Source organism: Kosakonia sp. N21 (genome assembly GCF_050587465.1).
Taxonomy (GTDB): Bacteria; Pseudomonadota; Gammaproteobacteria; order Enterobacterales; family Enterobacteriaceae.
The window spans coordinates 1-14,717 of record NZ_JBOBHR010000007.1; the positions used below are offsets into that span (position 1 = coordinate 1).

At 51.1% G+C, this 14,717-nt stretch carries 15 protein-coding genes and 1 riboswitch; of the genes, 7 read left to right on the top strand and 8 right to left on the bottom strand.

The genetic code is table 11. The features are described from left to right. Nucleotides 1–190 precede the first annotated feature (190 nt). From rimO to ACQ3G7_RS17115, 4 genes are all read right to left on the bottom strand, one after another. Complete coding sequence (gene rimO / locus ACQ3G7_RS17100) at nt 191–1,516, bottom strand: 30S ribosomal protein S12 methylthiotransferase RimO (protein ID WP_430890685.1); 1,326 nt, start codon at nt 1,514–1,516, stop codon at nt 191–193. Between the two features lie 197 nt (nt 1,517–1,713). Continuing rightward, complete coding sequence (locus ACQ3G7_RS17105) at nt 1,714–2,085, bottom strand: DUF3592 domain-containing protein (RefSeq protein ID WP_430890686.1); 372 nt, start codon at nt 2,083–2,085, stop codon at nt 1,714–1,716. A gap of 263 nt (nt 2,086–2,348) precedes the next feature. Next, nucleotides 2,349–2,720, bottom strand: a complete 372-nt coding sequence (locus tag ACQ3G7_RS17110) for a hypothetical protein (protein WP_263097387.1) — start codon at nt 2,718–2,720, stop codon at nt 2,349–2,351. Between the two features lie 10 nt (nt 2,721–2,730). Beyond that, entirely contained in the window at nt 2,731–5,139 is a 2,409-nt protein-coding gene (locus ACQ3G7_RS17115; RefSeq protein ID WP_430890687.1) for a type VI secretion system Vgr family protein, read from the bottom strand. Between the two features lie 488 nt (nt 5,140–5,627). Here ACQ3G7_RS17115 and ACQ3G7_RS17120 point away from each other — a divergent pair, with 488 nt between their 5' ends. Next, nucleotides 5,628–6,587: a bifunctional helix-turn-helix transcriptional regulator/GNAT family N-acetyltransferase gene (locus ACQ3G7_RS17120; protein WP_430890688.1), complete on the top strand. Its 960-nt coding sequence runs from the start codon at nt 5,628–5,630 to the stop codon at nt 6,585–6,587. A 106-nt stretch (nt 6,588–6,693) separates the two neighbouring features. Here the strand turns inward: ACQ3G7_RS17120 and ACQ3G7_RS17125 are convergent, their stop codons facing one another. Beyond that, nucleotides 6,694–7,257 (bottom strand): STY0301 family protein, encoded by a 564-nt coding sequence (locus ACQ3G7_RS17125; protein ID WP_430890689.1) that lies wholly within the window; start codon nt 7,255–7,257, stop codon nt 6,694–6,696. A gap of 288 nt (nt 7,258–7,545) precedes the next feature. On the opposite strand from ACQ3G7_RS17125, the gene ACQ3G7_RS17130 reads away from it, so the two are divergent. Then, nucleotides 7,546–8,454, top strand: coding sequence for an alpha/beta hydrolase (locus tag ACQ3G7_RS17130; RefSeq protein ID WP_430890690.1), 909 nt, complete (start codon nt 7,546–7,548; stop codon nt 8,452–8,454). A gap of 49 nt (nt 8,455–8,503) precedes the next feature. Here ACQ3G7_RS17130 and ACQ3G7_RS17135 read toward each other — a convergent pair whose 3' ends face one another. From ACQ3G7_RS17135 to ACQ3G7_RS17145, 3 genes are read right to left on the bottom strand one after another with little or no spacing between them, the layout of a single operon-like run. Then, nucleotides 8,504–9,061 (bottom strand): hypothetical protein, encoded by a 558-nt coding sequence (locus tag ACQ3G7_RS17135; protein ID WP_430890691.1) that lies wholly within the window; start codon nt 9,059–9,061, stop codon nt 8,504–8,506. 57 nt (nt 9,062–9,118) lie between these two features. Beyond that, nucleotides 9,119–9,598, bottom strand: a complete 480-nt coding sequence (locus tag ACQ3G7_RS17140) for a GNAT family N-acetyltransferase (RefSeq protein WP_430890692.1) — start codon at nt 9,596–9,598, stop codon at nt 9,119–9,121. Between the two features lie 46 nt (nt 9,599–9,644). Continuing rightward, on the bottom strand, nt 9,645–10,268 hold the full coding sequence (locus ACQ3G7_RS17145) for a glutathione S-transferase family protein (protein WP_263097381.1): 624 nt from the start codon (nt 10,266–10,268) through the stop codon (nt 9,645–9,647). A gap of 224 nt (nt 10,269–10,492) precedes the next feature. Next, nucleotides 10,493–10,591, top strand: a riboswitch (guanidine-I (ykkC/yxkD leader). A gap of 58 nt (nt 10,592–10,649) precedes the next feature. Here ACQ3G7_RS17145 and ACQ3G7_RS17150 point away from each other — a divergent pair. From ACQ3G7_RS17150 to ACQ3G7_RS17170, 5 genes are read left to right on the top strand one after another with little or no spacing between them, the layout of a single operon-like run. Continuing rightward, nucleotides 10,650–11,708: a putative urea ABC transporter substrate-binding protein gene (locus ACQ3G7_RS17150; RefSeq protein WP_263097380.1), complete on the top strand. Its 1,059-nt coding sequence runs from the start codon at nt 10,650–10,652 to the stop codon at nt 11,706–11,708. A gap of 18 nt (nt 11,709–11,726) precedes the next feature. After that, nucleotides 11,727–12,542: an ABC transporter permease gene (locus ACQ3G7_RS17155; protein ID WP_263097379.1), complete on the top strand. Its 816-nt coding sequence runs from the start codon at nt 11,727–11,729 to the stop codon at nt 12,540–12,542. After that, the gene (locus tag ACQ3G7_RS17160) at nt 12,539–13,315 is read left to right on the top strand and encodes an ABC transporter ATP-binding protein (RefSeq protein ID WP_430890693.1); all 777 of its coding nucleotides are present in this window, start codon (nt 12,539–12,541) and stop codon (nt 13,313–13,315) included. Before ACQ3G7_RS17155 ends, ACQ3G7_RS17160 begins: the two co-directional genes overlap by 4 nt. 3 nt (nt 13,316–13,318) lie before the next feature. Continuing rightward, nucleotides 13,319–14,044, top strand: coding sequence for an urea amidolyase associated protein UAAP1 (locus ACQ3G7_RS17165; RefSeq protein WP_430890694.1), 726 nt, complete (start codon nt 13,319–13,321; stop codon nt 14,042–14,044). Nucleotides 14,045–14,055: 11 nt separating this feature from the next. Further along, the gene (locus tag ACQ3G7_RS17170; RefSeq protein WP_263100933.1) at nt 14,056–14,688 is read left to right on the top strand and encodes an urea amidolyase associated protein UAAP2; all 633 of its coding nucleotides are present in this window, start codon (nt 14,056–14,058) and stop codon (nt 14,686–14,688) included. Nucleotides 14,689–14,717: the final 29 nt, after the last annotated feature.

Below are 14,717 nucleotides of genomic sequence, written 5' to 3' on the forward strand. Positions count from 1 at the left end.
GCAGTAGTTGTAAGTGTCTACCATGTCTCCGAACAAGTGTTCACCATGTCTCCGGTATGTACACCCACGGGGGAGAGGGGACCGATCGGCGCGGTTTTGTGGGTTCCCGCTCCGCACAGCGGCAACGGGCTGGTATTGCTTTTCTCCCTCTCCCTTTCAGGGAGAGGGGCGGGGTGAGGGTTAAAACGACTTAAACCCGGGTGCCCCACAGATCATATTCGTCGGCATTTTCCACTTTCACGCGGACGACATCGCCTGGCTTCACCGTGGTTTCACCGTTCAGGTAGACGGCGCCGTCGATTTCCGGGGCGTCTGCCATGCTGCGGCCAATCGCGCCTTCGTCATCCACTTCATCAATAATTACCAGAATTTCGCGACCGACTTTTTCCTGCAAACGTTCAGCAGAGATCTGCTGTTGCAGTTGCATAAAGCGGTTCCAGCGCTCTTCTTTAATCTCTTCCGGCACCTGATCCGCCAGTTCGTTGGCGGTTGCGCCTTCGACCGGGCTGTATTTAAAGCAGCCGACACGGTCCAGGCGCGCTTCTTTCAGAAAATCGAGCAGCATCTGGAAATCTTCTTCGGTTTCACCCGGGAAGCCGACGATAAACGTAGAGCGCAGCGTCAGTTCCGGGCAAATTTCACGCCACTGCTTGATGCGCGCTAACTGGCGATCGACAGAACCCGGGCGCTTCATCAGTTTCAGAATGCGCGGGCTGGCGTGCTGAAGCGGAATATCCAGGTACGGCAGGATTTTGCCTTCGGCCATCAGCGGAATAACATCATCCACGTGCGGATAGGGGTAGACGTAGTGCAGACGCGTCCAGACGCCGAGTTTCGCCAGTTGCTCACACAGGCCGACCATGCTGGTTTTAACCGGCTCGCCGTTGTGGAAACCCATACGGTGTTTAACGTCAACGCCGTAGGCGGAGGTGTCCTGAGAGATCACTAACAGCTCTTTTACACCAGCATCCACCAGACGTTTGGCTTCCGCCAGTACGTCGCCAATCGGACGGCTGACCAGATCGCCGCGCATCGACGGGATGATGCAGAAGGTGCAGCGATGGTTGCAGCCTTCGGAAATTTTAAGATAAGCGTAGTGGCGCGGCGTCAGTTTCACGCCCTGTTCCGGAACCAGGCTTAAGAATGGGTTGTGCTTCGGTTTCGGCACATAGTGGTGAACATGGGAAAGCACCTGCTCGTAGCTGTGTGGCCCGGTGATTTCCAGCACTTTCGGGTGCACTTCGCGGATCTGATCTTCTTTTGCGCCCAGGCAGCCGGTGACGATCACTTTGCCGTTTTCGTTCAGTGCTTCGCCGATGGCTTCCAGCGACTCTTGTACTGCGCTGTCGATAAAGCCGCAGGTGTTGACGATTACCATATCGGCATCGTCATAGGTCGGTACAACGTCGTAGCCTTCGGTACGCAGTTCGGTAAGGATACGTTCAGAATCCACCAGGTTTTTCGGACAGCCAAGAGAGACAAAGCCGATTTTCGGCTGCAGGTTCACATTGCTCATAGTTCAAAAAATAATCAGTTATAGGATGCTTAGGGCAGGGATTGTACAGGTCTCCGGGCAAAATTTATAGCGATTAAAGCGGTGCGGTGTGCTTCGGTGTAAGTTCACAAAAGTGTCTCTCTTTTTAAGTCATCGTGTATGACACCCTGAGGTCTGTTAAACCGGTATCGATTCAGATTAGACGCACACCTGCATACTCAGCGTCTCTTAAAATCTTTCATCGCATCTCTCATATTTAACATATTTTTAGAGGGTTCACTTTTTGCATATACAACAGGTATTCCTGAACCAACCTGATATTTGGGTAAGTCCATTGTTTTAATATTGATGAGTTCATCTTCTTTTTCAAAAGATGTACCGTTTTCTGCTGTAAAGCGGTAACCAACATGGATACTGACAATACCAAAACTTGAAGGTGTACCCGGAGTCATATCCACAATCGTTGCTTCGGTGTAACACGGATTTTTGAGGATCTCTTTTTCAATACCTCTGTTTATAAAATTCCTGATAAAGGAATAAATGATTGCGATAATGACAACCGCCACAATGATGATGTGAATTGACTTCATGAATGTATCCATACCGTGCCTCATAGAAAAGATGTTAAAGCAGCATTTTGCAAAGCTAAGAGAAGATTTTTGCTTTGGACTTTACCGCTTTTGAACATAATACCTTTATTCCAGATAATATTGACGGATTCTGTTTCCTCTGAGGAGGACAGAAATTCTCCTGTTACTAAAACAGAAAACCAGATGAACTGTAAACCATCCCTTTGCTCAAAATGAGCCACAGTTGGCGTCAACCATGGCTTATTTTATCCGTTTTTAATTTGTCAGTAGGTTCGATAATCTACATAATAATATTCGAGGGGGGCGTTAGGATTTATTTTTATTTTTATGGTGTTGCCTGTTTTAAATTTATCCTTATCTGTGACTAAAAAATTTAGACCTCTTTTACTGATAAATTCGCGGCCATTGAAGTTATATTTCACGGAAACAATGGCGACAAGTTTGTTATTAATGCGTTGATACTTGTCATAAGTTATTTCATTAATTTCAGCATCAATGTTAACACCATGTTCTCTTATGTAACGATCATTAGTATCAGACTGTTTGTTTTTATATACAACGTATCCAACGAACACCAATACACATAAAGGAATAAACCAGGCTAGTTTAGGCATGATGTATGATAAAAAATTCATAAGACCTCTGTTAAAAAAATGATGTTAATGCACTCATGTATTGGGAAAAAGACGAGATTTTAGTCTCTGTACCTCCAATGTGTACTTCAAATTTCCCACCTTCTCTTTTTAGTGCCGCCGCTTTGTTCTCGATTTTTAGGCCGTTAACAGAAATCCCTAGTAACGGATTGATGCCGAGAGAAGTGAAGTTTAATGAAATATCATTAATCTTCATGCTTGCTGACGCATTTTTATACTCAAAGTATTCGGAAGGAGATATAACTTCAACCTTCTCATCACTCTTGATAGTTATTTTTTTAGGTGAATATATATCAATGCCACCCAGCACATATTCACTCAATTTTCCTGAGATACTTCTGGATGTATTGCCTTTAACCTCAATTAGTTGGTTCTGATCGATGGTCAACTTGTCAACACCTTCCACATGCGTCACGACACCTTTTTTATAAGTGACTTTTGTTGCAGCGCTGATTGCAGCAGATGAGGCTGAAGCCATGTAGTCCACCGGAGAAAGCATTGAACCGGGAGCAGACATAACAGGCCCTACCGTTTTACTGATATCGAAAGGTACAGGGGTTACAGCAGTTGGTGTACCCACGGCATCGATCACTTGTCCGAATACTACTTCGGGTACTTCATACATAATTTTATCTGCTGCAAGCGTACTGACTGTGGCATCAGTCTTGATTATCAGATTGCTGCTATAGCTGTTATCTGAGTAGCCTGTAACTGATTTTTTTTCATTGTCTACAATGGCTTCCTGACGTCCATTGGCGGTCACGGAAAGCGTTTGACCTTTATTGTAAGTCTGTGTGTCGTGATCATCTACGGTCACTGAGCGGGTGAGCTTATGTGTGTAAATGGTTTCTTTATGCACGGTTTCTGTATGAACGCCTTCTATAGAGACGTTCATATCCCGTTCAGAGTGCAGATCGATAGATTCGCTCCCGAGTTTGTCTTCGAAAAAGAGATAGCTGGCATTATCTTTGCTGCCATCTTTACTGCGTGTCATAAAGCCCATTTTAGTTGAGCCTGCCGGTAGTTCCCACGGCGGCATACTCGCTTCGTTATATACGCGGCCGGTAATAATAGGGCGGTCAGGATCACCATTGATAAAGTCGATAACAACTTCATCTCCCACGCGGGGGATTTGTACACCACCAAATCCCTGCCCAGCCCACGCGCTAGAAACGCGTACCCAGCATGAGCTGGTGTCGTCGCCTTTCGCATGTCGGTCCCAGTGGAACTTAACTTTTACCCGACCATATTTGTCTGTCCAGATTGATTCTCCCTGGGGACCAACCACACGTGCAGTTTGCGGACCATGGGTCCGTGGCCATTCAGTACGCTGTGCTGAACGGAAGGTGGTCTCAGCCGGAATCACAACAATATTAATTTGATGGACACTGTCGGTCATATTGCCGCTGGCGTAACTGTTTTCTTCAAGTGTATAACTCGCGCTGACGACAAGATATTCGCTCCTATTACCAGCAAATGGCGGGTTCCTGAGGGAAAAAGTGTATCCCGGAGTAATCCCCAGGGCAGTTCCGGAGGCATCAATGCGATGCTGCTCCGCCTGCCATTCTTCCTGTCGGATGCGTGCATAAAATTCCCCATGCTGGTGTTCTACAAAACGACCTGGCCATTCGTAATAATCGATCTGACCTGGCAATGGAGATGCAGGATTCTGTCGCGCCTGAAACATCCATGCGTTTGGTTTGCGGAAGTCATAGTCATCAATACTATAAAGTCCTGGCGTCACGCGCTCGCTAATAGCCCACTGTCCGATCCCCTCTTCACTGGTAGAACCCCCGGACAGACTTGTATGATACGGAACAGTTTCATAGCCTGGCCAGGGCTGATGATGTTCTGCTGAGTCCATCATCACCAGTGTGTGTGAGTCTGACTCATGACGGAAAAAGAAGTAAATCCCTTCCAGTTCCATCAGTCGGGAAATAAAGTTATAACTACTTTCCTGATATTGGACACAATATTCCCAGTTACGATATTGACCTGTCAGTTTATCTTCAGTTTTAACACCATATTCGCTCAAGACTGTCTTGATAATGTCCGGAACACGCTGATTCTGAAATATGCGCTGATTACGGTCGCGCAAAAGAGGCCATAAATCAGACTCCATTTTTAAAATATATACCGCGTAACGGACACCGTTCAATTCTGTACTCTGAAGGTTAACTTCAGTTATTTTGCCGTTAAAATAGCGTGGCGTTATGTTTTGGGTAGGTACAGAAACAGTAAGAGCCTTTCCCAGCAAGGCTTTCCGGTCAATATTCCCGTCTTTACTCAGCATCATGATATTTAACGCAAATGAGCGGGACATCACTTCCATTCCACTCATTTTCCAGAACAACAGTGACTCAGCGCCTTGCGGTGGGATTACAGTGATACGTTCAAGCATTCAGATTTTCTCTGGTTTGTTGTCAGGACAAAGGGTTGCTGGCGTAGTGAAGAGTTTGGTTAAAGTATGTACCGGTGCGGTTTCGTGAAAAAATATGTACCAACCTCTGCCACTGAAAGGGAAGTTTATCACCAGCCACATTCGCTATAGTTTACCGTATACCTTTTCTGAAATATCACTGAGACTTATAGGATATTTCTGGAAATGAGGCGTTTGATTCAATGTCCTCTCCCAACCAATGCGTTGATTCTGAATTAATTAATTGCGCTAACTATTTTAAAAAAAATAGTTAGCATGAAGAGGTGTGGCTGTATTTTACCTGTGTGCTCATTTTTCCCCCTGCGTTCCTCGAAAGCAGGGAACAGGCGTGCATTAAATAACATAGCCAGTGTGAACAGGCTTGTTGATCTGCCGTCAATCATACGAATTGACAGAGTGAATGATAGATGGTTGTATTGTGCAACTATCTATTCAGAACGGGTCATAACATGGCAGCACCTGAGCTTATCAACGATATCCGTGTAGCATCGCGGCAGATGGTTCGTGAACTGGGATTTATGAACAGCACTCTTGCCGCTACCGATTACTCTCCCTCGGCGGTGCATACTCTGTTGGAAGTAGGAATACGCGGCTCCGTTACTGCCGCACAGCTGGTGCAACTGCTTGGTCTGGAGAAATCCAGCGTCAGTCGAATGCTGGCGAAACTCATCCGTGCGGGTGAATTACAGGAGGTATCGCTGTCAGAAGATGCACGTTACAAGACGCTGGTGCTGACCGCGCAGGGAAAAGAGAGTGTGTCTCGCATAAACAGCTATGGTGAGACGCGTGTGCAGCAAGCGATGGGGTACCTGGATCCCGCCCGGCAAAACATGGTGGCTTGCGGTCTGTCGGCTTATGCTTCCGCACTGGAAGCTTGCCGGAAGGGGGCGCCGCTTCCCGCCGGCGATAAACCTGACATTATCACCGGTTATCTGCCGGGGATGATTGGCCGCATCAGCGAAATGCATGCGAACTACTACTCGCAACATTATGGTTTTGGGTATTTTTTTGAAAGCAAAGTGGCTTCGGGCCTGGCCGAATTTGCTGGTCGGCTGGAAAGCGAGCGCAACAATATTTGGCTCGCGGTTCTGAATGGGCGGGTGGTTGGCTCTGTGGCTATTGATGGGGAAGATTTGGGAAATAACGAAGCGCATCTGCGCTGGTTTATTCTTGATGATACGTGTCGTGGTACTGGCATCGGTCGTCAGTTGCTTGCCCGCGCCATGCAGTTTTGCGATCAACAGCAGTTCTCGGCAGTACAACTCTGGACCTTCAGCGGCCTTCATGCGGCACGACGTCTTTATGAATCTTTCGGCTTCAGGCTGACCAGGGAGTGGCAGGGGGAACAGTGGGGACGTTCTATGCTCGAACAGCAGTTCACCCGCGCGATGGAGGGGGATAAGGCGTAACGTTTCAGAGCCAGGCCTGGCAGAACGCGTTGTCTCTCCAGGCGATGGGCTAAGCGCTCAGATAAACGGGTGCACTTCAATCTCACATATCGCTTATTTGTACCGTCTATTCGCAAGCCGCAAAAAAATGATTTATACCGCCTTCCAGCCAGGCGGAACATTTTTTGGCGCTGTCCGGTACTTTCAGCGTGACGGTCTCTTTCGTGCCTTTGTACTTGCAAACAAGATAAAAAGGCAATTCGCCCGTTCTGTCGTAGAAGGGGTAACCTCTTATCGTCCACACCGTATCGTCTTCGGTATCCGGGATTAATTCACCACGTTCTTCGGGAGGCCCGCTAAAAAGGCTGACATCGTTCAACCGGTGAGGTTTATTGTTAATCTGTAATGATGCCGGGCAGGATATTTTTTCAGCCATTGCCGTCGCTGAGAATAAAAGTACAGTACTTAATAGTACTGTTTTATTAAGCGAAATAATCAAGTTTTTCATTATTTTTAATGAGACTGTTTGTACGCGAATAAAAGATAAATTTTCCAAAATATAATCCTCCTTTATTAAGTAATTAATCATTTTCTTCGTTATTTTCCATTTGGGCGATTTGTCGGACGTTGATGGTCTGTGGTGAGACATTGTGCGGTACAGTAATTTTTCTTTCGAGTTTGTCAACATCATGTCTCATCCACTGAACCAGCACCTGAATCCCATCCTGCCTCCTGTCATAACCCGGTCACTGGCGGCGGGATCATCATGATACGGTCGCTCCGTCAGATTAACAGGCTATTTCCGCAAGTGAAGTGCTCTGGCTGTTTACCTTTCCTGATAACCTCCTGACTCTCCTGTTCATTTATCTCTGTAAATATTGCAATTAGCAATCATTCTCATTAATGTGCGTGATTTGTTGCCACATTTACGCTTGGCAAATTTTCATCGTTGGGTCATGGATACAGGGAGAGGACGGAAATGAATCAATGGTTATACCGCAAGGGGCGTCTGAACAGCGTTGTACGTCTGGCTGTGTTTTTGACCCTGGCGTCTTGCCCGGTAAGCAGTTACGCCAGGCCTGATATGTCTCCGCTGGGGCCTAATATCGCCGATAAAGGGTCCGCTTTTTATCATTTCTCCGTCAGGACCTTTGATTCCGCCGATGGTAAACGCCATTACAAGGTGTGGACCGGCATTCCCAATAAAACCCCGCCAGCGTCTGGTTACCTGGCGGTGTATATGCTGGACGGCAATGCGGTGATGGACCGGTTGTCAGAGGCATTTTTGCAGACATTATCGCAACACAATCCGCCTGTGCTCGTGGCGATTGGTTATCAAACGCCACTGCCGTTTGATCTGGAGTCCAGAGCCTGGGATTACACTCCGCCAGCGGAGGGAAATGAACAGGCGCTTCGCGGCAGGAAGGGCGGCGGCAGCAAGGTTTTTCGCCAGCTTATTGAGCAGACCATTGCGCCCCAGGTAGAGCAAAACATCGCCATAAATCCCCATCAACGTGCATTATGGGGGCACTCCTACGGCGGGTTATTTGTGCTCGATGCGTATTTATCCTCGGAGATGTTCACGGCCTATTACGCTGCCGTTCCCTCGGTTAACCGTAACAATGTTGCGCTACTGAACGAGATAACGCATACGGAAAAACAGCGCGTCAGCCATAAACAACTCTGGTTTATGGAAGGTGATGGCGAACAGCGGGTCAGGGAGAAGGGCAATCACCCGGATGTGCTGAGCGCTGTGCGTGAAACGGCTTCCACGCTGCGCGATAATGGTGCTGCGGCAACCTTCTTGCTGTTTCCGGGATTGACACATGGTGAGATGTTCACCGCCTCTTTTCAGGCCGCTTTGCAACGTATCGCCTCTGAAGAGTAAATCAGCGCGCGGCAGGCAACAGACCGCGCGCGCTGATTTCCGGCAAGCCTTAGCGCTTGCCGCCAATAATCACATACCCCATCTTTGCTTCGTCGCACAACGGATCGCCGCAGCCGCAGAGGTCAATCGCACTGTGCACCGCGTATTTATACCCGGCGAGGAAGGGGGCCATATCGACATTGCTCTCGTCGTAATTCCAGTAAAACGCGATACACCAAAAAGAGCGCATTGGCTGGTACTGCGCCAGCAACTGCAATTTGGTGTAATCCTTATTCAACACGCGTCGCAGGGTGCTCAACTTTTTCACGCACTTTAATTCGATGTAAATATCCTGTTCGGCTTTTTTGCTCTCACGTTTTAATACCAGGTCAACGGACATCACCTGCTTTTTCGCGCTACCGGGTAGCAGCAGCGAAAACTGTCTTTCCCGTTCACAGCTAAACAGCGGGTGGGACTGAAAATAGTATTGCAACTCAATTTGCAGCCACTTTTCCCAGTCATTGATCGCGCCATTGATCATTTCCATTTTATTGAGCACCTCATCGTCGGCTAAAAACGCCTCCAGTGAGGTTTCAATTTCCCAAAAATCCCGATTGTCGCCGCGCATGGAACGGTTTCCTTGTAAAAAGCATTCGTCCGTTATCGACCTTTATGGCAACTTTCTTTAAACAGTCTGAAGCGGATAAGTCATATCAATGCAACGAAGTTCTGCTTTGGCAAGGCCAGAGTAATGCGTGTTTTCCCGCACAAAGGTAAAGCCATGCTTTTCGTAAAATGTTCTGGCATTGGGCGTCGAGGATAAAACAAGCTGTTTAATACCGCGCTGGCGAGCTTCATTTTTAATCGCATCAATAATCAACCCGGCGAGGCCGTTACCGGTATATTCCGGCAAGGTGAAAATAGCCTCAACGCTCTCTGATGAAAGATCGAGAAAACCGGTGGCAACAATCACCCCATCCGATGTGCTCGCTACAAAAAAAGGGTTGTCCGCCATAATGCGTAAAAAATGTTCCGGCATGGTATCTGGCGTCCATGCCTTAATCACGTCCGGGGTGTAGCTGTTTGCGCATCCGTAACGAATTGACTGGTTGCGGACGTACCAGCACTGTTCTGCTTCATCCGGCCCTGCATATCTGATTTTCATATTCCCTCGCCTGTCACACCCCACTGGTCAACGATTTTATCTGGATTTACACCATCCCATTATTCCCGTGGCGCAAAAATGCCGGGCGCTGGTTTAAACGTTCAAACCATGCGTCGATGGCCGGTACATCAGGGTGGTCAAACGGCGTCATCTTCCAGCGGTTGACCGACAGACCCAGCACCACATCCGCCAGCGTAAAGGTGTCACCTGCCGCAAAAGCGCCGGTGCGTTGCAACTGCTGTTCGAGAATGCCGATGCAGTGATTCCACTCTTTAATGCCAGCGGCAATCGCCTGTTGATCGTTATAGGCCGGGTTTTTGCGCGCCAGCGCCGGGAAAACATAGCGCCAGGCGTTGTTAAACTCGGTCGCCTGCCAGTCCATCCAGTGCTCAACGTTGGCGCAGGCTTGCGGCTCGCCAGGTAACAGGTCGTCACGCCCGGCTTTGCGCACCAGGTAACGGCAAATGGAGTTGGATTCCCAGAGCGTAAAATCCCCGTCGATCAGCACCGGCACCATCGCATTCGGATTTAGCGCGCGAAACCAGTCGGTTTCCGTGGAAGCAAAACCGCTGCCGTAATCCTCCTGCACATAATCAAGACCGGCCTCTTCGCAGGTCCACAATACTTTGCGCACATTAATCGATGTCGTTTTACCCAGAATCTTAAGCATGGTGCTGATATCCATCCCGCGTGATTAATCGTTTAAAAACAATACACCAGCTAAATACTTTTGCGCCACCGGTCGTGCAGCACCAGCGTGGTGCAGTGCCTTGCGGTAGCTCACCAAAACAGGGACAGCGCAGCGGCGCATATTGCTAACATAATGATGACAAAGAAAAAACAATCTGGCACAGGCCTTGCAGAAGTAAACGGGCAGTGCAACACACAATATGAAAAATAGCTGGCTAGGGTTCCGGTTCACCTGTGTGAATGTCTGGTCCAAGAGCTGGCGACCTCTGCGAGGTTACACGGCGGGACAAAAACCCGGGAGACAGCAGCACCAATGGGTGTCGCGCTGCCCCTAACTTTTTGTGCCAACCAGAGGTCAAGAATGAAGAAATCTTCCTTACTCCGCACGCTTGTGCTGTCGCTGGCAATGCTGGTCAGTCTCCCCACTTTCGCCGCCGTCAAAAAAGAGTTCAACGTCTGCTGGACCATCTATGCCGGATGGATGCCATGGGGCACCCTCAGCAGTAGCAAAATCATTGATAAATGGGCCAGCAAGTACGGCATCAAAATCAATGTCGTTCAGCTCAACGACTATATCGAATCCATTAACCAGTATACCGCCGGCCAGTTTGATGGCTGCACCATGACCAATATGGATGCGCTGACGATCCCGGCTGCTGGCGGGGTGGACAGCACGGCGCTGATCCTGGGCAGTTACTCCGAAGGCAACGACGGCGTCGTGATGAAAGGCGAGGGCAAGACGCTGAAGGATCTGAAAGGGATGAAGGTCTACCTGCCGGAACTCTCTGTGTCCCACTATCTGCTGGTGCGCGGGCTGGAAAAAGCCGGGCTGGCGGAAAAAGATGTGACCGTCGTGAACACCTCCGATGCCGATATCGTCTCGGCCTTCGCCACGCCGAATGTGCAGGCCGCGGTGGCCTGGAACCCGCAACTGTCGGTCATTAAAGCCACGCCGAAAACCAGCGAAGTCTTTAGCTCCTCGCAGGTACCGGGCGAGCTTATCGACATGATGGTGGTGAACAGTGAAACCCTGAAAGATAACCCGGCGCTGGGTAAAGCGCTGACCGGCGCATGGTATGAAATGATGGGCCTGATGAAAGCCGGAGACACCAACGTGCTGAACGCGATGGCGGCGGCTTCCGGCACCGATCTGCCGGGTTACCAGGCGCAACTGAAAACCACTCACCTGTTCTATACCCCGGCGGATAACGTTGCCTTTGTCACCTCGGCTGAACTGGCGAAAACCATGCAGCGCGTGGCGGCGTTCTCGTTTGCAAAAGGCTTGCTGGGCGACGGCGCGCAGAGTGCGGATTTTATCGGCATGACGTTCCCCGGCAATGTCACGCAGGGCGATGCGAATAACGTGAAACTGCGCTTTGACGACAGCTTCGTGAAAATGGCCGCCGCCGGCAAGCTGTGATAACTGACGGAGTTCGCCATGCGACAGATTAACCGCCATCCTGGTTCCGGTATGCGGATGATGCTCATCCTGCTGCCTTTTGTCCTGCTGCTGGCCGCGTATTTTATGGGCTCGGCGGTACGGCTGGAGGCCAACCCGCAGGACAAGCTGCTACCCGGCCTGCAACAGATGCTGGAGGCACTCTCACGGATGGCGTTTACCCCGGACAAACGCAGCGGTGAGTACCTGTTCTGGGTGGATACACTGGTCAGCCTGGCGCGCCTGCTGACCGGGCTGACTATCGCCTCGCTGCTTGGCCTGTGCATTGGCGTCACCGCGGGCGTGTTTCCGCTGTGGCGGGCATCGTTGTCGCCCTTGATGACGGTCTTGTCGATGATCCCGCCGCTGGCGATATTGCCGGTGCTGTTTATCGTCTTCGGGCTGGATGAGTTGTCGAAAGTGATGCTGATTGTTATTGGCATCACGCCGATGCTGGCCCGCGACCTCGAACACCGGGCGTGCGAGATCCCGCCGGAGATCCTGATCAAGGCGCAGACGCTGGGGGCGAACAGCTGGACGCTGGTGCTGCGCGTGGTGCTGCCACAGTTGCTGTCGCGACTGCTGACCTCGCTGCGCCTGCTGCTAGGGTCGGCATGGCTGTTCCTGATCTCCGCGGAAGCCATCTCATCGACTGCCGGGCTGGGGTATCGCATTTTTCTCGTGCGCCGCTACATGGCAATGGACGTCATTATTCCCTATGTTCTGTGGATCACCCTGCTGGCATGGCTGATGGACCTTGCGTTGCGCCAGTTACACAAAACCTGTTTTCCCTGGGCGGAAGGAGGGAAGGCATGAGCTTTATCACCATCAACAATATCTGGCAGGAGTATGGCGACCATGTGGTGCTGGAGCGCCTGAATTTGCAGGTGAAAGAAGGGGAGTTCTGCTCAATGGTCGGCGCATCCGGCTGCGGCAAATCCACCTTTCTGCGTCTGCTGCTCGGGCAGGAAGCGCCGAGTCGCGGCAGCATCACGCTGGATGGCAAACCGCTGACCGCAGAGCCGGACAGCAGCCGGGGCGTGGTGTTTCAGCGCTACTCGGTATTCCCGCATCTGACGGTGCTGGATAACGTCACCATTGGCATCGAACTGCCGCAATCGCCGCTGTTTGGCCGACTCTTCGGGGCGAAAAAACGCGCCGCGCGCGAACAGGCGGCGCAGATGCTGGAGAAAGTCGGCCTCGACCACGCGCTGCAAAAATACCCGGCGCAACTCTCCGGTGGGATGCAGCAGCGTTTGGCCATCGCCCAGGCATTCATTATGCAACCGCGCGTTTTACTGCTGGATGAGCCGTTTGGCGCGCTTGACCCCGGCATCCGTAAAGATATGCATGCGCTGCTGTTACAGCTCTGGGGCGAAACCCGCATGACCGTCTTTATGGTGACCCACGATCTGTCGGAAGGCTTCAATCTCGGCACCCGTTTACTGGTGTTCGACAAGGTGCGTATCGATCCGCACGCCCCCCAGGCGTATGGCGCGCGCATTACCTACGACATCCCGCTCAATGAGACGCGGCTCTCCGCGCTGAGCGGCGCGAGGCCCGATAACGTCTATGCATTAAGGAGTTAATTCATGACCACCAACATCACTTCTGTCACCCTGCGGGATGAGATCCTGCCGGGCGGCGGCCACCTCTCTTTTGTGCTCAAACGCGGGCAAATCCTGCGTATGACCGACATCGAGGGCGGCGCAAACGTCAGCCTGATGATGCTCAACGCCCATGAAAAAAGCGAACGGCTGAACCTGCCGGACACGCTCAAAGGCCAGCATACGGCGCGCCTGACTGCCGGGCACTGCTTCTACTCCGATATGGGCCGCGTCCTGGCAGGGATCACGGCCGATACCTGCGGCTGGCACGATCCTTTTGGCGGCGTGCTGAATGCCGCCGAAGTGGCGGAAAAATACGGGCAGGGACGCTACCAGGAGTTGCGTAACGGTTTCTTTCGTAACGGCACGGACAACCTGCTGGTCGAAATGGGCAAATGGGATCTCAACCTTGAAGATCTGCTTATGGTGGTCAATTTCTTCAGCAAAGTGGCGGTGGATGACAACGGTCAGTTCAGCTTCCACCACGCACATTCGCAACCCGGTAGTTACGTTGAGTTGTTCGCACCGATGGATGTGCTGATGGTGCTGACGGCGCTGCAACACCCGATGGATCCCTCGTCAAAGTACGCACCACGCCCGGTACGGCTGAGCTGGCGACAGGCGGAAGACCCGCAGGCGGCGATTAACGCCTTACTGACGCGCCCGGAAAACGAGCGCGCTGTCACCAATACCCACCTTTTCGCCCTGTAAGGAGCCGCATGATGAGTGTCGTCAGTGAAAAACAGGTCTCACACGCCGCCTTCCGCCATGTGATCCCGGCGGGGGAACCGTATCTGTTTGAGGTGAAAAAAGGCCAGACGCTACGTCTGCTTGATCTGGAAGGTAACCAGGCGGTGGATACGCTGTTCTATAACGCCGACAACCCCCGTGAGCGTTACGATCCACAACGCACGCTGCGCCGCCAGAACAACGCTTACCTCACCACCGGCAGCGTGCTCTGGTCCAATATGGGCAACCCGTTGCTGACCATTGTTGCCGATACCTGCGGTCGCCATGACACCCTTGGCGGTGCGTGCGCGCAGGAGAGCAATACCGTGCGTTATGCGCTGGACAAGCGGCATATGCATAGCTGTCGCGACAATTTCCTCTGCGCCTGTCTGCACGATGGCCGCCTGCAAAAGCGCGACATTGGCGCAAACATCAACTTCTTTATGAACGTGCCGGTTACCGAGCAGGGGGGGCTGACCTTTGAGGATGGTATTTCCGCACCGGGCAAATACGTTGAGCTGCGCGCTGAGTGCAATGTCATTGTGCTGATCTCCAACTGTCCGCAGCTCAATAACCCCTGCAACGGCTGGAACCCGACGCCTGCCGAGGTGCTGATATGGAACTGACGCCAACCCGCTGGCAGCGCCTGCGTCTG